Origin of the sequence: Pseudomonas sp. TNT2022 ID642, from assembly GCF_028656995.1 — a bacterium.
Lineage (GTDB): Bacteria > Pseudomonadota > Gammaproteobacteria > Pseudomonadales > Pseudomonadaceae > Aquipseudomonas.
In genome coordinates this window covers 1-19248 of record NZ_JAMDGW010000005.1, presented here as the reverse complement: position 1 = coordinate 19248, position 19248 = coordinate 1, and the positions used below count along the sequence as shown (strand labels likewise).

The window sequence follows — 19248 nt, the reverse complement described above, 5'->3', positions numbered from 1 at the left end:
GCCGAAGCCTTAAACAAACAGCTTCAACACATTCCCCATCGCATCATCCGCAAACCCCTGCACAAACTCCTTGAACCCCGGCAACGCTTCCTCACCGCCCGAAGCCGGCTCGGCAATGATCGTCCACGTCGCCCGGGACTTACCTTCGCCCAGCGATTCGACATTCATCGCCGCCCACAGATTCGCCACCCCCAACGTGTTGTAAATCGTCGTCCAGGTCATGCTCCGCGCGTGCTCATCGCGGGAGTTGAGTTGCTCGACCACCACGTTGCCGTCCTTGAAAAATTTCTTGCGCAGCGAAGACACGCCGTCGCCGGTCATTTCGATGTGCGACAGCGCCGGAATGAAACGGTCGAATCCGCCGAAATCGCCGACCACCGCCCAGACCTGCGTCGCGTCTGCCGGCACTTCTACCGAAGACACTACGTGGCAGCCATGGGGGTTTTTGATCAGGGTATCGGGTTGCAGAGTGCTCATGGTGTTGCTCCTTTTGTTGGATCAGATGAAGTTGATTTCTTTCAGGTAGTCGCAGCCACGACGCAGCAGCGCAGGGGATTTCTGCGGGTAATGCGCGCCCATCTGCTGGACGCCGGCTTCAGCGTTGGCGTGGCCGATCAGGGAGATGTCGCCGATGTCTTCTTCAAAGCCGTTGAGGTAGAAACCGAGCACACCGAATAGCGCGTTATCGGCGTCGACGCGGTTCAGTTGCTGCTGCCAGTCGGCGACACTGACCAGCGCGAACTCGCTGCCGGTTTCGCGGAACGAAGCGACGTAGGCGTCCCAGCTCAAAGGCTCGGGGTTATGCAGATTGAACACCGCACGCTCGGGTGAATAACGGCTGGCGTGGAAGGCGATGAAGCGGGCGAGAAAGTCCACCGGCATCAGGTCAAAATTCAGCGCGAAGGCCGGTACCTGGCCGAGCTGAATCGAGCCTTTGAGCATCAGCATCAAACGGTTTTTGTGCGGCTGACAAACGCCGCTCAAGCTGTTGAAACTGATATTGCCGGGGCGATACAGATTGACCCGGACGCCGCGCTCCCGCGCTCGTTCGAGGATGCGCTCGCCGACCCATTTCGACAGGTTGTAACCGTTGCGGATGTAGATCGGTGGCGTCGGCGCGGCGGGCAGTTCCAGCACCCGTCCCGCGTCGTCGACCGTGCTTGAGGCCGACAGTGTCGAGACGAAATTGAAAACCTTTTTGCTCTGCCCTTCGCACAAGCGCAGCAGCGCAAAAATCGGCTCGACGTTGTCTGCCGCCAGCGACTCGTAATCGAGTACGTGGTTAACGTTGGCAGCGTTGTGCACCAGTGCGCCGAACTCACGATCGAGGCGCTGATAATCGTCGTCATCCAGGCCCAACTGCGGACGCGTTATATCCGCCGCGTAAACCCGCACACGACTCAGATCCAGATGCTCCAGACGGTTTTCCCGCAGAGACTCGGCAAAGCGTTGCGCTGCCGTTTTCCCGCCGCCGTCGCGCACCAGACACGCCACTTCGCTGGCACCCCAACCGAGCAGCGCCTCAACGATGTGCACGCCGACAAAACTGTTGGCGCCGGTGACGATGACCTTGTGCACATCGCCCATGCGGCTGATCGGCAGCGGTTCGATTTGCAGCGCGCGCTCGGCGTCGGCCATGGCCTGGGCGCTGAGCACGGCGCTGTCATCGGTGCCGCGCACCAGCGTGGCGAGTTTGATGATGGTCGGCAGTTCGATGAAGCGATTGATCGAGATGCTGCGGCCGAACTCCTCACGCAAACGCAGCAACATGCGCGACAGCAGAATCGAGTGACCGCCGAGATTGAAGAAGCTTTCGTCGGTGGAAATATCGCTGTTCGGCAACTCCAGCAATTCCGCCCAGATCTCCAGCAAAAGTGCTTCATCGGCATTCGCCGGCAGACATTTCGGCCCGTTGTCCTGCACGCTCACTGGCAGTTCCCGCAGCGCCTTACGGTCGACCTTGCCGTTGCTGGCGAACGGCATGCTCGACAGTTCAGTCCATGCCACGGGTTGCATGTAATCCGGCAGAAACTGCCGGGCGTGGGCCTTCAGCGCTTCGCGCGCGGTGTCCGATTGCGGCTGGGCGAGGAACGCCAGAATGCGCCGCTGAGGGTCGATCACCACTGCGATTTGCCGGTACAACTGGCTCTCGCGCAGGCAGCGTTCGATCTCTTCCGGCTCGACCCGGAAGCCGCGAATCTTCACCTGATTGTCGCGTCGTCCGCACAGCTCGATACCTTGCTCGCCCCACTTGGCCATGTCGCCGCTGCGGTAGGCGCGCAACGTTTGGCCGTCCGGCAGATTCAGGCTCAGATAGCGCTCGGCGGTCTGCTGTGGATTGTTCAGATAACCGAGACAAACGCCGGGGCCGACGATGAACAATTCGCCGACGGTGTTCTGCGGCACCGGTTGCAGATCGTCATCGAGAATCAGCACCTGACTGTTAGCGATCGGCGCGCCGAGGCTGCGGTTGCTGTCGCCGGGTTTGAGCTGACGCGCAGTGATCAGCACCGTCGCTTCGGTCGGGCCGTAAAGGTTGTGCAGCGTGCCCTGGCGGGTCAGTTGCTCGATGACGAATGGCTCGCAGACATCGCCGCCGGTCATCACTTGCACGCCTTCCAGTTGCTCCAGCGGCAGGATGCTCAACAGTGCCGGTGGCAGGAAGGCGTGAGTCAATTGCCGGCGACGAATCAGCGCAACCAGTTGCAGCGGATCGCGCCGTTGCGTGTCGTCGGGCACCACCAGTTCGGCGCCTTCAAGCAAGGTCGGGAAGATATCGATCAGTGACGAATCGAAGCTCAGCGAAGAGAACTGCAAGACCCGACTCTCGGCCAGCAACTGCACGTAATCGGCGTACCACGCGGTGAAGTGCGCGAGGTTGGTCTGGCTGAGCAATACGCCCTTTGGATGCCCGGTGGTGCCCGAGGTATAGAGCGCCATGCATGGCGCATCGAGGGCGGGGCGCTGACGCATCAAAGGCTGACTGAGATCTGCCTCGGCGCTGTCGATACGACTGACATCCAGCCCCGTCATGGTGGCGCTGAGCGGATGCTCGCCGTCATGCAGCAACAGCAACGCGCCAGCGTTTTGCAGAATGTATTGCTGACGCTGTAACGGATGACTCGGCTCCAGCGGCAGGTACACCGCGCCGCTGCCGAGGATTGCCAGAATCGAGGCAAACAGCGCCGGGCTTTTCGGCAGGCAGATACCGACCACCCATGGTTGCGGATGTTGCTCGAGCAAAGGCAGCAATTGCTGTTGAATCGCACGACTGTGGGCGTGCAACTGGCGGTAGCTGAGCGACTGTTCCGCAAGGTGCAGCGCCGGGCGTTCGGCGTGGCGAATCAAGCTCTGTTGCAGACGCTCGATGACTGGCACTTGCGCCTGTTTCAGCAGCGCCACATTCGCGGTGTCGTTGTGCTGATGGACGTAAGCCAGGCTGTCGAGAAACAACAGGTTTTCCATCCGATCGAAATCTGGCGCCGTCACCGTAGCGGCTTGCTGCAGATAACCCGCATCGCGGGAGAAGCGGCTGACCAGCAGCGCCACTTCGTCCACCACCTGCGCCAGCACCCGCTGTCGCAACGCCTGGCCGTTTCCCGATGGTTCATCGGCAATCGGCACGCGGCTGATCAGTGACGAGCCTAGGAAGCACAGCAAATCGAGTGACGGCAAACCGCCAAGGCTCTGCAGGCCAACACCCAAACGCAGATGCAAATGCGGGATAGCGCAGAAGTCGCCAGCGCCAATAAAGCCATCGTCGATGATCAAATCCACCGTCGATGCCGCAACGCCGCTGCGCTGCAAGGAGTGGCCGTGTTGTTCCAGTTCCTGCGCCAGGCCGGTCATGGCCTGGCTGGCGCCAATCAGCAAAATGTCGAGACGTTTCATGTCGGCCTCCTCATCAAACCAGGTAATCGCGCAGCGCGTGCTGCACGCAGGGCGTGTCGAGCAGCGAGCTGTTGTGGAAGAACTTGACGATGTTGCCCACCAGCGGATGGTGGCGATTGATCGGGAACGCGAGCCCGGCCATTTCGTCCCTGAGCGAACGGCGCGTGGTCTCGCTGAGCGGCAGCGCGTCGATCAGGCGCAGGTCGAAGGCTTTCTGGATGTCGTTGGTCAGGTAGTGGCCGATGAACACCGGCAGAATCTGCGCGATGGTTTCGCGATCCGCCGCGCTGGCGGTGTGCCAATAGATACGCACCATCCGCGCCCAGAAGCTTGAATGACGACCTTCGTCGAGCAAGTGATCGGCCATCAGGCCTTTGATCGACGGCTTCACCGTGTCGTCGCGGGCGAACGCCGCGACATCGCCGGTTACGGTGTTTTCGGCGATGGCCACGCAGATCAATTCCACCGCGCTGCGCAGGTGCTCCGGTGCCAGCGCTACAGCCGCAGGAATCGCCCGGCTCAACTCGATTTCATCGGGCAACTGAATCGGCTCGATGCCGGTCATCGCCACCGTTTGTTGCATGAAATCCATCGCCACCAGCGCGTGGTAATCCTCATCGACTACAACGGTCATCGCGTCGTAACGACAGGCAAACGGGAACGCCACGGCGAAGCGATTCTTGGCGATGCTGCGCGCAGTCTTGTCGACGATCTCGGTCTCGAAAATCACCACGTCGTTGATGAATTTGTACAGCGTCTGCACCAAGGCGAAATCACGTTGTTGCGGGCACTCGCGCAAGAAGGTTTCGCTGAGCACCAGCGGCTGGCGGCTGAGTGGATAGATCAGGCGCTCGTCGTCTTCGAGCACGCGCCGCGGGCGAGTGCGGATGGTGGCGCGGTTCTCCCAGGCGTCGGCAAAGGATTGATAGTCGGTGGCGTTCATTGGGCCACCTCCGCCAACGGTTCGCGCATGCTCAGGCGCAGGCCGTCCCACAGGGCGATGCGACTCTCCACGGCGGCGATGGCGCTGGCGTAGACCTCGGCCTCGCGCTGCGGATCGCCGTCGACCAGACGCTCGAGCAGGTGTTCTGCTGCCGGGCCGTGATCTTCGGAGTCGACCTCGATGTGGCGCTCCAGGTAATAGCGGAAGGTCGGCGCCTGTTCGATGCCGATGCCCCAGTCGTCAAGAATGCGCTGGAACATGGTTGGGATTACGCTCTCGCGACCATGCAGAAACGCCGCCGCCACGCTGTGTCCCGGTGCATGCAGGGCGATGCGCAAGGTGTCACGGACAAACTGCGCGGCGGCCGGATCAACCTCGACGCTTTGCAGCGCGACGTCATAGCTCACGCCTTCCTGTTGCAGGGCGACAAAACGCTCCACGGCCGTGGTACTGGCGCCGATTTCACGCATCGCATCCAGGTACAACTCGAAATGGCTGTAATGACCCTCGGTCAGGCGATCATCCGATTCCTCACCCAGAACGATCTCGTTGATCAACCGGGCGGCGTGAGGGTCACGCGGCGGTAGCCAAGGCAACCGCGTGCAGGTCAGTTCCTGCTGCAGGCGTTTGGTCAGCGACATGAAATCCCACACGGCAAACACGTGGGTTTCCATAAAGCGACGCAAGACCGATAACGAAGTGATCTCGGAAAAGATCGGGTGAATACTAAGTTCTGCTTTCTTCAGGGCGAGTTGGTTCTTGGTGGGCATCATGATGTCCTTTATCGTTGATATGAAATGGAACTGCTCGGGTAACTGCGCAATCTGTGAAACTACGACTTACTTGTTTTCTGTCGGCGGACGACAGCCTTCCTTCCTGATAGGTAAGTGCGGACCGGATATATCTGTGACATGGCTTCATGTCTGCCCATAAGGCGCTGCTGATGTAACGCAGGCATTGGGCGGGTGCCGAAGTGAAGGGCGAAGTTCAAACTTGGCGAGGAAAAACTAATACACCGACAAAGTATTTAACAAGTACATTTTTAATTATTTTAAGTTTGCTGTTTTTTGAAGTTGAGTAGTTTCGATAAAACTTTTGGCTGAAGTTTTATTTGGGCGTAGTTGCTCCTTTCGGCGAATAATGGCCAAAATTGATCGACAAGAGTGAATGCCTCACTCGAAGCAACTTTCCAGTAATAAGAGTTGAATGATTTAAAAGGGGCGGAAGTTGGCCGTGACCCCGCGCCATGACTTCCTTTTTCCCGTGGCAAGGCTCCTTCCGTAGGTTCCTGGTGCGGGGACTGCGCCGTCGGTGCGGCGCGTCGCCCGTTCTTTATGGGGTTGGCCGTTCAAGAGTGCGGGTAAATCAGCGCCACGGCTATTACCGATTCGTCACCGGCAAGGTGCAAATTCCGGGCTGAACGGCGCAGGGAGGTTAGAGCGGGCAGGCGGATCCGCCCAGCAGAGGGCTGGCGGATCGCTTGGGGATTTGTAAGTGGGTGATTCGCGGGGGATAGAGCGCGCTCAGCGCGCGGCTTTGCGGCTTTGCGCGGCGGGGGTAGCCAGATAGCGGGTAATCACCTCGACACCCCGATTAAGGTGCTGCTCGAGGAGGTTGATCGACAATTCAATATCACGCTCACGGACGGCTTGTAGCATCGCGCGGTGATCGTCCTGGGACAATTTGCCCAAGCCCATGGCTTCAAGGTTGAAGCGCAGAAAACGCTCTTCCTCGTTGAGCCCGTCTTCGACCAGTCGCAGCAAGCGTTTATTGGGCGCTTTGCAGTACAGGGCCATGTGGAACAAACGGTTGAGCCGGCCGATTTCCGTGTAGTCGTGTTGCGCTTCCAGCTCTTCGATGTAACCGGCGGCGCGTGTGTGATCGGCCGAGGTCAGCAGCGGAATCGACTGCCGCATGGCTTCGGACTCGAGGAGGATGCGCAGTTCGTAGGTCTCGGTGGCATCGCCTTGAATCAATGGCGCGACCACCGCGCCTTTGTGCGCGGTCACGCTCAGCAGCTCTTGGGCTTCGAGTTGGCGCAAGGCTTCGCGCACCGGCATGCGACTGACGCCGAACAGGTCGGCCAGATCCTGCTGGCGCAGCGCCGTGCCGCAGGGCAGACGACCATCGAGGATCGCCGAGCGCAGGGTTTCTTCGATCACCGACCGGGCCAGATGCGCAGGAATCGGTCCATCGACTTTAATGCTATGCAGCGGTTTGGGCTTCTGTGTCACGACTACGCACCCTGTATGTCGGCCTGATTTGGATCCAAATGACACTAGTGATTGCTCTACAGGTTGTCAAACCTTGTAAAACAATGCGCTGGCAACTGAAGTTTAGCGCGCCGGCGATGATCTCATGGTGCCATTGTTTTTTCGCCGGCTAAGCTTCACCATCAAACGCTTTCCTTCCTGCCCCCCGGAATCCTGCTGTGGCGGTATGTTTCGCGATCCCCCGGACACTGCGCTGGCTAGGCTGCGCACTGCTGCTGGCCGGCGTCATGCTGGGCGGTCTGCATGCCGATTGGGATTTTTCCACGATCAGCCGCAAAGCCACGGCACTTTACGGGCCGCTGGGTGCCGGGCAACAGCGTATCGATGCCTGGCAGAATCTGTTGGCTACGCAGAAGCAAGTCAGCGAGATGGAAAAGCTCAAAGTGGTGAACCTGTTCTTCAACAAACAGGTGCGCTACGTCGAGGACATCGACCTGTGGCACGAGGTCGATTACTGGGAAACGCCGATCGAGGCGCTGTGGAAGGGCGCTGGCGACTGCGAAGACTATGCGATCGCCAAGTATTTCAGCCTGCGCCACCTCGGGGTTTCCAGTGACAAGCTGCGCATCACCTATGTCAAAGCGTTGCGCCAGAACCGCGCGCATATGGTCCTGACTTACTATGCCACCCCCGATGCCATGCCGCTGGTGCTCGACAGCCTGATCGACCCGATCCAGCCGGCGTCGCAGCGAACTGATTTGCTGCCGGTCTACTCTTTCAATGCTGAAGGGTTGTACCTGCCAGGCGCCAAGGGCAACAAGAAGGTCGGTGACACCAAACGCCTGTCGCGCTGGCAGGATGTGTTGAAGAAAATGCAGGCCGAAGGTTTTCCGGTCGAGACGACTAACTAGGAGCACGCGCTCAGATGTCTTTGTTCAAACAGCTGTTGATCGCTATCTGTCTGTTCCTGGTGGTTGCCTTCACCGGCAGCTTCATGGTCAGTCTGGAGAGCTCGCGCACCCAGTACGTCAACCAGTTGCGTTCCCACGCCCAGGACGCTGCGACGGCGCTGGCCTTGTCGCTGACGCCGAATATCGACGACCCGGCGATGGTCGAGCTGCTGGTCAGCTCGATTTTCGACAGTGGCTACTATGCGAGCATCCGCGTGGTCGATCTGAAGACCGATCAGACCATTGTCGAGCGCAACGGCATTCCGGCGGTCAGCAATGTGCCGGACTGGTTCGTCAAACTGATCGGCCTGGAGCCAGCCGGTGGCGATGCGCTGGTCAGCCGTGGCTGGGAGCAGGCGGCGCGGGTCGAGGTTGTCAGCCATCCGATGTTCGCGGTGGCCAAGCTGTGGCAGAGCGCGTTGGGCAGCCTTGGCTGGCTGCTGATCTGCGGTGCGCTCAGTGCGGTGCTTGGTGCGTTGCTGCTGCGTCGGCAGTTGAAGCCGCTGGATTACATGGTCAAGCAATCCCATGCCATCGCCCGCCGCGAATTCCTCAGCCTGCCGGAATTGCCGCGCACGCCTGAACTGCGCCGTGTGGTGCAGGCGATGAACCAGATGGTCGAGAAGCTCAAGGCGCTGTTTCAGGAACAGGCCGAGCGCAGTGAAAAACTGCGTGCCGAGTCTTATCAGGACAACCTGACGGGGTTGGCCAACCGGCGTTATTTCGAGATGCAGTTGAACAATCGGGTGAGCAATCCGGAGCAGGCCAGTTCGGGTTACTTGCTGCTGTTGCGGGTCAAGGATCTGGCCGGGCTCAACCAGCGTCTGGGCGGTCAGCGCACCGATGAATTGTTGAAAGCAGTCGGCGAACAGTTGTCTCGCGAATGCGCCAAGTACCCGGAAACCCAGAATCTCGTCACCCGTATTCGTGGCGGTGAGTTCGCTGTGCTGGCGCCGGGGCTGGTTCGTGAAGAAGCGCTGCAACTGGCGCAGAACCTCGACAATGCCTTGAGCAGTCTGCATGCCACTGGCGCGACCGACGTCGCTGCGGTGGCGTCGATCGGCCTGGCGCCGTTCACCCACGGCGATTCGCCGCAACAGGTGCTGACCCTCGGTGATCAGGCGCTGGCGCAGGCCGAAGGGCAGGGCGAGCAGAACTGGGCCTGTATCGATCAGGGCCTGACGGCGGATGTCGGCGACGATCACCATGCCTGGCATCGCTTGCTCGATCAGGCCTTGAGTCAGCAGCGTTTCGAGCTGTATTTCCAGCCGGTGGTGGCTGCCGCCGACACGCAACTGGTGCTGCATTACAAAGTGCTCTCGCGCTTGCTCGATGATCAGGGCCAGACCATTCCGGCCGGGCGCTTCCTGCCGTGGCTGGAGCGCTTTGGCTGGACCGCGCGGCTGGATCGCCTGATGCTTGAGCGCGTGCTGGAGCAGATGAAAGAGCATGAAGATTCGCTGGCGCTGAACCTGTCTTCGGCGACCCTGGCCGATCCGCAGGCGTTGAACAAAGTCTTCGAGATTTTGCGCGCGCATTCCAACCTCGGCGAGCGCCTGACCCTGGAAATCGGTGAGGAGCAATTGCCGGAGCAGGCGGTGCTGGAGCAGTTGACCCGGCGCCTGCGTGAACTCGGGTTCTCGCTGAGTCTGCAACGTTTTGGTGGGCGCTTCAGCATGATCGGCAACCTGGCGCGGCTGGGGCTGGCGTACTTGAAGATCGATGGCAGTTACATTCGTGCGATCGATCAGGAGAGTGACAAGCGTCTGTTCATTGAGGCGATCCAGCGCGCGGCGCACAGCATTGATCTGCCGCTGATTGCCGAGCGGGTCGAGACGCAAGGGGAGCTGGCGGTGATTCGCGAGATGGGTTTGTATGGGGTTCAGGGGCAGTTGTTGGGTGAGCCGAAGCCTTGGCGGTGAGTCATTGCAAAAGCAACCCTCACCCTAGCCCTCTCCCAGGGGGAGAGGGGACTGACCGTGGGATATTGATGTAATACGCCGACGTGAAAGAGCTGCGCTGAATCCATAATCGACCCGGTTTTTCAGGTCGATGTATACCGCCAGACACCTCGGTCAGCTCCCTCTCCCCCTGGGAGAGGGTTGGGGTGAGGGTAGGCTTTTGATACCGGGTGGATCAGATCAACCCGCCCTCATCCTCGTCGATCAACTGACTCAACCCGCCCAACGCTTCCCGCGCCTGGGTCCGGTCCATCAGTTTGGCCTGGGCCGCCGGTGGCAGGTCGGTGACGCGGATCACGCCTTTCTGGGTCAGCACCTGAATCAGGTCGTCGAGTACCCGAATCATTTCAAAGTCGCTCTGCTTGAGCTGTTTCAGGCTGGTTTCCACCACTTCATTGGCGAACCAGGCCTGGATTTCATGGCTGTCGGCCGGCAGCGTTTCCGTGGCCTCGGCGTAGGCCGCGGCTTCCACGCGAATCAACAGACCTTGCGCATCGCGTTGCACGTAAAACATTGAGCATCCCTCAGAAATGAACCAGCGTCATGCTGTCAGCAGCATAGCCAACTGCGCGCGAGTATGCGGGGCGGCGACGCAATCGTCACCGGTCCGGACCGCACAAACGTGACGGCCGCCCCAAATGGGGCGGCCGTTTTGTTCACGCATCAGCTGTTGTTGTGGTCGACCTTGATAGTCGGATCGCTGCCGGCAATCAGGTTGTGAATGTTGGCGCTCGACCAGTTGTTGCCTTCCAGTTTGATCGTCACATCCGGGGTTGCCGCAGCGGCGTCGCCCGAATTGAACTTGCCCGCCGAGCTGACTTGCAGCGACGACGTGCCATCGACCGTGGTGATCTTCAGGAAGTTATCGATGGTGCTACCGGTCTCGCCCTGCAACAAATCACGCAGATCGATGCGGTCACCTTCGCTGGCCTTGAAGTCCTTGATCACGTCGTTGCCGGTATCGCCCGCCTTCCAGACGAAGGTGTCGGCACCCGAACCACCGATCAGGATGTCGTTGCCCTGACCGCCGATCAGCGTGTCGTTGCCGGTGCCGCCGAGCAGGATGTCATTGCCTTTGCCGCCATCGAGCAAGTCGTTGCCGCCCGAGCCGAAGAGGATGTCATTGCCCGCGCCACCCAACAGCGTGTCGTTACCGTCATGCGCGCCGGACACATCGAACGCCTGATAGTGCTCGGTGATGTATTGGTGCACGTTGCTGGTGGTGACTTTGCTGACGTCAACCCCGGTTTCCTTGGCAACGAACGCCTGCATCGCCTGATAACCCTCGCCGGCAATGCCGTTGAAACTCACCAGGTCGCCGAACAGGATGTCGTTGCCGTCGCCACCGCTGACGGTGTCATTGCCCGGCAGCGTCGCTTCGGTGTGGCCGATGATCGAGTTGGCCAGATCCTTCGGATCAATGTTGGTTTGCGGCGTTTTATCCGAATCGTAAGGTTTCAGATCGTTGAGGCTGACGCCGCTGTTCAGGCCGATGGCCTCGACATTCGACAGGCCACTGAGCAACGCGAAGCTGCTGGTCGAGTTGTCGGTGGTGGTCGAGGTGGTGCTGCTGCCGCTACCGGCCAGACTCGACAACTCGTAAGTGCCGTCGCCCTGCGCGTGAACGGTGCCCAGATTGGTGGTGCTCCAGCCATAACGGGCCGTGTAGGTCTGCAACTGGGCAAAACCGCTGGCGTTGATGCTCAGGTAATGCGTGTTGTCGATATAGGTGCTGAAGGTGTCGCCCAGCTTGTAGTTGCTGGTGGTCACCACGCTGTCGAACTTCACGCTGCCGTACAGCGTCGGGTTGGTCTGCTCGCCGCTCTGGTAGTAGGTCGGCTGGCCGTCGGTGATGAAGTACGTGAGGTTCTTCGCCCCGGTGTTGGCCACAGCGTCGGCACTCTGGAACCAGTTGGCCGTGGTTTTGAACACGTCCTCATAGTTGGTGCCGCCGCCGGAGCTCATCGAGTCGAGTACGGATTTGAGCAGGGTCAGCGCATTCGGGTCGTTGAGGTTCACCGACACCGACTTGTTGACCTGGGTATCGAAGTCCACCAGGAAGATGTTCACCGTCCCCGAGTTGCTGCCGCCCAGGCTCTGCTTGAGGGTGTTGAACACCGAGGTCAGCGAATCCTTGGCCGCATTGATCGACGAGCTGCTCATACTGCCGGAGCTGTCGACCATGAACGCGATGTTGTAGTTGGTGCCCGGGACCACGGTCAGGCCGCCGATGTCGGCGACCATGATGTCGTTGCCATCGGTGCCGCTGACGGTGTCATCGGCCGACGTGGCGACAATGGCGTTGTAGACCGCCGGCACCACGGTGACCGGAATGGTCGCCGTGCTGCTCGCCGAACCGCCGACCATTTCGGTGGAGGTCGAGGTCACGGTCAGGTTGAACTGGCCGTTGTAGTACGGCGGCGGGGTCACGGTGAGGCTGCCGAGGTTCCAGCCGGTGACGTTGGCGTCGCCGCTGCTGGCGGTGACGGTGAAGGTATGGCCCGCGCCATCGCTGAGCACCGAGCCAACTGGTGCGCCGCTGATCTTCACGCTCAGGGTTTCCGAGCCGTCGGTGTCGGTCAGGGCGGTGGTGATCGCCGAGAGCTTCACCGTGGTGCCTTCGGCGCCGGTGTTGAGTTTGTAGCCGTCGTAATAGCCTTCGCCGTTGCTGCCGTGCAGATCGGAGACGGTCACGCCCGAGTTGATCAGATCCTGCACGCCGGTGTAGATCGGCACGCCGGCGCTGCTCAGGTCGATCGGCGTGCTGCCGTTGACCGACAGGTTGACGTCGTAGCTGCCCGGGCCGCTCTGGTTGTGGTGGTAGATGTCCAGGGTGTAGTAGCCGCTGGTGGTCGGGGTGAACGAGCCATTGATGGCGCCGCCTGCGCCCCAGGTACCCGAAGCCACACTCTTGCCACCAATCGTGATCAGCAAGCTGTCATCGGCAATGCCGCTGAAGGTGTAGGTCTTGCCGGCTTCCAGATAAATCAGGCCCGACGTCTTCGAAGCCGTACCGGCGGTCACGCTGCCGTCGGACTGCACGTTGTTCACATTGGTGCTGGTGTTCGGAGTGCCGGCGCCGTCGATGACGTTTTTCAACGTGGTCGAATCCGCGCCATTGCCGTTGGTGCCCAGACCCGCCAGGCCGGTCCAGACTTCCTTGATCAGCCCGGTGGACTTCACGCTGTTGTCGGCCACGCTCACGGTCGGCGCATCCGCCACTGGCGTGATGTCGATCTTCACGGTGCCGGTGTTGCCCAGCAGTTGGCCGTCGGTTGGCTGGAATTTGATCTGTGCGTAGTCCGCCTGGTTGTTGCCCAGGCCGGTGCCGCCGTAACCGTTGACACCCGACTCGTTGGCATCCGGCAGGAAGCGCAGCTTGCCCGCGTCGATGTCAGCCTTGCTGAAGGTCTGGTTGTTGGCGACGTCTTTCCAGGTCGAACCGTCCAGATACTGCAGTTTGCCTTCGCCCGGCAATTGGGTGATTTTGATGCCGAGGCTGCTGGCCGGGCTGTCGACGTCGGTCACACCGAAAGTCGACCAGCCGAGCACCAGCGGGGTGTCTTCGGTGCCGGTGACATTGCTCGGTGCAGCAACCGGAGCGTCGTTGACCGCCACCACGTTGACCGTGGTGGTCGCGGTGTTGGAGTAATTGCCGCCGTCGGTCACGGTCACCGTGATGATGCGCGGTACGGTGCTCGGGTTTTCGCTGCCGTTGGTGAAGCTGATGTTCTTGATGGCCTGCATGTAGTCGGCCAGCGTCGCATTGCCGGACAGCGTCAGTGTGACGGTGCCGTTGGTGCTGTTGGCATTGATGGTGATGCCGTTGACGCTGTTGCCGAGGTTCAGCGCATCGCCGTCCTGACGGTTGGTCAGAACCACAGTGGCACCGGTGAGCATGGTGCTGTCCGGGTCGGTGATGCTGATGTCGGTGTCGGCAATCGATACGCCCGCGCCCGGGGTGTTTTCGGTGAAGGTCACCTTGTAGTCGGCACCGGTGGCGCCGCTGGAGTTGTTGGCATCGAGGTCGAGCACGGGTGGCGCATCGTTGTCGATGATCGAGGTGCTGACGCTGCCGTTGGTGCTGCTGACCGCGAGGTTCTCGAAGTTGCCGCCGGTGGCCGAATCGATCTTGACCACGAAGTTCTCGGTGCCCTCGGTGATCTTGTCATCGATGGTGGCGACGTTGAACTGCGCGCTGCTCGCACCTGCCGGGATCTTCACGGTGTACACGCCGGTGAAGTCCGAACCGTCGGCGGCGGTACCGCTGTAGACGATTTTCAGGGTCACTTCGGTTTGCGCCGGGTGGTTCAGGCTGACCGTGTAGCTGGCGGTCTGGCCTTCGGTCACCGAGCTGCTGCCGGTGATGCTGACGGTGGTGGTGTCGATAGTGTCGGTGACGTTGGTCACGGCTGGCGTGGTGTTGGTCACGAGGTTTTCGAAGCCGCCGCCATTGGTGCCGGTGATGGTCGCCTGCACGGTGCCGGCGTCTTTGTAGACGTCGTCAGCTGGTGCTGGAACGGTCACGGTGCCGCTGGTTTTGCCCGCGTCGATGGTGATCACCGAGCCGTTGCTCAGGGTTACGGTGACTGGCGAGCCGGCGGCATTGGTCAGGGTCGCGGTGTAGGTGATCTGGCCACCTTCGGCCACGGTGCCGGTCGCGGACAGCGTCAGGTTGGTGGTGTCGACGGTGTCGGTCACGGTGGTGCTGACCGGGGTCTTGTCGGCCACCAGATTTTCGTAGTTGCCGCCCGTTACGTTGGTAATCGAGTTGGTCAGCGGTGCGTGACCAGTCAACGCATCGTTCGGTGCGGTGGTGGTCACGGTGCCGGTGGTTTTGCCGATGTCGATGGTGATGGTCTGACCGTTGGCCAGGGTCACGACAACAGGCGCGCCGGTCACGGCTGCGCCGACGGTGGCGGTGTAGACGACGTTGCCGCCTTCAGCCGCTGTACCGGTTGCGGTCAGCTTCACGGTAGTCGTATCGATGGTATCAGTGACGCTGGTGACGGCCGGAGCAGTGCTGGTGACGAGGTTTTCGAAGTTGCCACCGGTGGCGGTGCTGATCGTTGCCTGGACAGTGCCAGCGTCTTTATAGACGTCGTCAGCCGGTGCCGGAACAGTCACGGTGCCGGTGGTTTTGCCGGCCTCGATAGTGATCACTGCGCCGTTCGACAGGGTCACGGTCACAGGCGAACCTGCGGCGTTGGTCAGCGTGGCGGTGTAAACAATCGACCCGCCTTCAGCCACAGAACCGGTCGCACTGAGCGCCAGGTTGGTGGTGTCGACGGTGTCGGTCACGGCGGTGCTGACCGGGGTTTTGTCGGCTACGAGGTTTTCGTAGTTGCCGCCCGTGACGTTGGTGATCGAATTGGTCAGCGGTGCGTGACCAGTCAACGCATCGTTCGGTGCAGTGGTGGTCGCGGTGCCGGTGGTCTGGCCAACGCCGATGGTGATGGTCTGACCGTTCGACAGGGTTACCACAACCGGCGAGCCCGTCACTGGAGCACCGACGGTCGCGGTGTAGACGACGTTACCGCCCTCTGCCGCAGTGGCCGTTGCCGTCAGTTTCACGGTGGTGGTGTCGATGGTATCGGTGACGCTGGTGATAGCCGGAGTCGTGCTTGGTACCAGATTTTCGAAGTTGCCACCGGTGGCGTTGCTGATTGAGGCCTGCACGGTGCCGGCGTCTTTGTAGACGTCGTCGGCTGGCGCTGGAACGGTCACGGTGCCGCTGGTTTTGCCGGCGTCGATGGTGATCACGGCCCCGTTCGACAGGGTGACGGTCACTGGCGAGCCAGCGGCGTTGGTCAATGTCGCGGTGTAAACGATCGAGCCGCCTTCGGCCACGGTGCCGGTCGCGGACAGCGACAGATTGGTGGTGTCGACGGTGTCAGTGACGTTGGTCGAAACCGGCGTCTTGTCGGCTACGAGATTTTCGTAGTTGCCGCCAGTGACGTTGGTGATCGAGTTGGTCAGCGGTGCATGGCCGGTCAATACGTCGTTTGGTGCGGTAGTGGTTGCAGTCCCCGTAGTCTGGCCAACACCAATGGTGATGGTCTGACCGTTTGCCAGGTTCACAACCACAGGCGTACCTGTTACCGGAGCACCAACAGTCGCGGTGTAGACAACGTTGCCGCCCTCGGCTGCAGTTGTGGTTGCAGTGAGTTTTACGGTGGTGGTGTCGATGGTATCAGTGACGCTGGTGATAGCCGGAGTCGTACTCGGCACCAGGTTTTCGAAGTTGCCACCAGTGGCGGTACTGATTGTCGCCTGCACGGTGCCGGCGTCTTTGTAGACGTCGTCGGCCGGTGCGGGAACGGTCACGGTGCCGCTGGTTTTGCCGGCGTCGATGGTGATCACGGCGCCGTTGCTCAGCGTCACGGTCACTGGTGAACCGGCGGCGTTGGTCAATGTTGCGGTGTAGACGATCGAGCCACCTTCAGCGACCGAGTTCGTCGCGCTCAGTGACAGATTGGTGGTGTCGACAGTGTCGGTCACGTTCGTGCTGACCGGCGTTTTGTCAGCCACGAGGTTTTCGAAGTTACCGCCGGTCACGTCGGTGATCGCGTTGGTCAGCGGTGCATGGCCGGTCAACACGTCGTTTGGCGCAGTAGTGGTCGCGGTTCCGGTGGTCTGGCCAACACCGATGGTGATGGTCTGACCGTTCGACAGGGTTACCACGACTGGCGAGCCCGTCACTGGCGCGCCAACAGTTGCGGTGTAAACGACGTTGCCACCCTCAGCCGCCGACTCGGTGGCCGTCAGTTTCACGGTGGTGGTGTCGATGGTGTCGGTGACGCTGGTCACAGCCGGCGTCGTGCTCGGCACCAGGTTTTCGAAGTTGCCACCGGTAGCCGTGCTGATGGTCGCCTGCACGGTGCCGGCGTCTTTGTAGACGTCGTCAGCCGGGGCTGGAACGGTCACGGTGCCGGTGGTTTTGCCCGCCTCGATGGTGATCACGGCGCCGTTGGACAGCGTCACGGTGACCGGCGAGCCAGCGGCGTTGGTCAGGGTCGCGGTATAAACAATCGAACCGCCTTCAGCGACCGAATTGGTAGCGCTGAGCGACAGATTGGTGGTGTCGACGGTGTCGGTCACGTTGGTGCTGACCGGGGTCTTGTCGGCCACCAGGTTCTCGAAGTTGCCACCTGTTACGTCGGTAATCGCGTTGGTCAGCGGCGCGTGGCCAGTCAATGCGTCGTTTGGCGCCGTGGTGGTCGCGGTGCCGGTGGTCTGGCCGACGCCGATGGTGATCGTCTGACCGTTGGCCAATGTTACGACAACCGGCGAGCCGGTGACTGGCGCGCCGACAGTCGCGGTGTAGGTGACGTTGCCACCCTCAGCTGTCGACTCGGTGGCGGTGAGTTTTACGGTGGTGGTGTCGATGGTGTCGGTGACATTGGTCACGGCCGGCACGGTGCTTGGCACCAGATTCTCGAAGTTGCCACCAGTCGCGGTCGAAATGGTTGCTTCGACTTGGCCTGCATCTTTGTAAACATCATCCGCTGGCGCAGCGACGGTGACGGTGCCAGTGGTTTTGCCCGCCTCAATGGTGATCACGGCGCCGTTCGACAGGGTCACGGTAACTGGCGAGTCAGCCGCGTTGGTCAGGGTTGCGGTGTAAACAATCGAACCACCTTCAGCAACCGAACCCGTCGCGCTCAGCGACAGGTTAGTGGTGTCGACGGTATCGGTGACAGTGGTTGAAACCGGGGTCTTGTCGGCCACCAGGTTTTCGTAATTGCCGCCGGTAACGCCGGTGATCGAGTTGGTCAGTGGCGCCTGACCGGTCAGCGCATCGTTCGGTGCAGTGATGGTCACGGTGCCGGTGGTTTTGCCGACTTCGATGGTGATGTTCTGGCCGTTGGCCAAGGTCACCACGACTGGCGAGCCGGTCACTGGAGCGCCCACAGTGGCGGTGTAAGTGACGGTGCCGCCTTCGGCCACGGAGGTATCGGCCGTCAGTTTGACGGTCGAGGTGTCTATGGTGTCGGTGACTTCGGTCACAGCCGGAACAGTGCTCGGCACGAGGTTTTCGAAGTTGCCACCGGTGGCAGTCGAAATCGTCGCTTCAACTTTGCCCGCGTCTTTGTAAACGTCATCGGCCGGAGCTGGAACGGTCACAGTGCCTGTGGTTTTGCCTGCTTCGATGGTGATTACCGCGCCGTTCGACAAAGTCACGGTAACTGGCGAGCCAGCCGCGTTGGTCAGGGTTGCGGTGTAAACAATCGAACCACCTTCAGCAACCGAACCCGTCGCGCTCAGCGACAGGTTAGTGGTGTCGACGGTATCGGTGACAGTGGTTGAAACCGGGGTCTTGTCGGCCACCAGGTTTTCGTAATTGCCGCCGGTAACGCCGGTGATCGCATTGGTGATCGGCGCGTGGCCGGTCAATGCATCGTTCGGCGCGGTGGTGGTGGCGGTGCCGGTGGTCTGGCCGACGCCGATGGTAATGGTCTGACCGTTGGCCAGGGTCACGACAACCGGCGAACCGGTGACTGGCGCGCCGACAGTCGCGGTGTAGACGACATTACCGCCTTCAGCTGCCGACTCGGTGGCGGTCAGTTTGACGGTGGTGGTGTCGATGGTGTCGGTGACTTCGGTCACAGCCGGAACAGTGCTCGGCACGAGGTTTTCGAAGTTGCCACCGGTGGCATTGCTGATGGTTGCCTGAACGGTGCCGGCGTCTTTGTATACGTCGTCAGCCGGTGCTGGAACGGTCACGGTGCCAGTGGTTTTGCCGGCCTCGATGGTGATCACGGCGCCGTTGGACAGGGTCACGGTGACTGGTGAGCCTGCGGCGTTGGTCAAGGTTGCGGTGTAAACGATCGAACCGCCTTCTGTGACGGTCCCTGTAGCGCTGAGCGACAGATTGGTGGTGTCGACGGTGTCAGTGACATTGGTCGAAACCGGCGTTTTGTCAGCCACCAGATTTTCGTAATTGCCGCCGCTGACCTCAGTGATCGCATTGGTGATCGGCGCGTGGCCGGTCAATGCGTCGTTTGGCGCCGTGGTGGTCGCGGTGCCGGTGGTCTGGCCGACGCCGATGGTGATCGTCTGACCGTTTGTCAGGGTGACGACAACCGGCGAGCCGGTGACTGGAGCGCCGACAGTGGCGGTGTAAGTGACGGTGCCGCCTTCGGCTACGGAGGTATCGGCCGTTAGTTTGACGGTCGAGGTGTCGATGGTGTCGGTGACTTCGGTCACGGCCGGAACAGTGCTCGGCACCAGATTTTTGAAGTTGCCACCGGTGGCGGGGGGGGTGGCCTGCGCTTTGACGGCTTGGT

At 60.9% G+C, this 19248-nt stretch carries 8 protein-coding genes and 1 pseudogene; 2 read left to right on the top strand and 7 right to left on the bottom strand.

Annotated elements, in window-relative coordinates; translation table 11 throughout:
• Nucleotides 1–9: 9 nt before the first annotated feature.
• The 5 genes from M5G26_RS04675 to M5G26_RS04655 form a co-directional block, all read right to left on the bottom strand.
• Complete coding sequence (locus M5G26_RS04675; RefSeq protein ID WP_150692826.1) at nt 10–477, bottom strand: SRPBCC family protein; 468 nt, start codon at nt 475–477, stop codon at nt 10–12.
• A 21-nt stretch (nt 478–498) separates the two neighbouring features.
• Entirely contained in the window at nt 499–3891 is a 3393-nt protein-coding gene (locus M5G26_RS04670) for an amino acid adenylation domain-containing protein (RefSeq protein ID WP_273914575.1), read from the bottom strand.
• Between the two features lie 13 nt (nt 3892–3904).
• The gene (locus M5G26_RS04665; protein WP_273914574.1) at nt 3905–4834 is read right to left on the bottom strand and encodes a diiron oxygenase; all 930 of its coding nucleotides are present in this window, start codon (nt 4832–4834) and stop codon (nt 3905–3907) included.
• Nucleotides 4831–5607 (bottom strand): DUF3050 domain-containing protein, encoded by a 777-nt coding sequence (locus tag M5G26_RS04660; protein WP_273914573.1) that lies wholly within the window; start codon nt 5605–5607, stop codon nt 4831–4833. Before M5G26_RS04660 ends, M5G26_RS04665 begins: the two co-directional genes overlap by 4 nt.
• A gap of 750 nt (nt 5608–6357) precedes the next feature.
• Nucleotides 6358–7068: a GntR family transcriptional regulator gene (locus M5G26_RS04655; protein ID WP_150692830.1), complete on the bottom strand. Its 711-nt coding sequence runs from the start codon at nt 7066–7068 to the stop codon at nt 6358–6360.
• 197 nt (nt 7069–7265) lie between these two features.
• On the opposite strand from M5G26_RS04655, the gene lapG reads away from it, so the two are divergent.
• Both lapG and lapD read left to right on the top strand, forming a co-directional pair.
• On the top strand, nt 7266–7958 hold the full coding sequence (gene lapG / locus M5G26_RS04650) for a cysteine protease LapG (protein ID WP_038369141.1): 693 nt from the start codon (nt 7266–7268) through the stop codon (nt 7956–7958).
• 14 nt (nt 7959–7972) lie between these two features.
• Nucleotides 7973–9919 carry a cyclic di-GMP receptor LapD gene (gene lapD / locus M5G26_RS04645; protein ID WP_273914572.1) on the top strand — a complete coding sequence of 649 codons (1947 nt, stop codon included), beginning with the start codon at nt 7973–7975 and terminating at the stop codon, nt 9917–9919.
• Nucleotides 9920–10133: 214 nt separating this feature from the next.
• Here the strand turns inward: lapD and M5G26_RS04640 are convergent, their stop codons facing one another.
• Together M5G26_RS04640 and M5G26_RS04635 are read right to left on the bottom strand one after the other, a co-directional pair.
• A complete protein-coding gene (locus tag M5G26_RS04640; RefSeq protein WP_007918987.1) occupies nt 10134–10472 on the bottom strand; it encodes a hypothetical protein in 339 nt (112 codons plus the stop codon).
• A gap of 149 nt (nt 10473–10621) precedes the next feature.
• Nucleotides 10622–19248: pseudogene (locus M5G26_RS04635) on the bottom strand (LapA family giant adhesin); the annotation flags it as partial.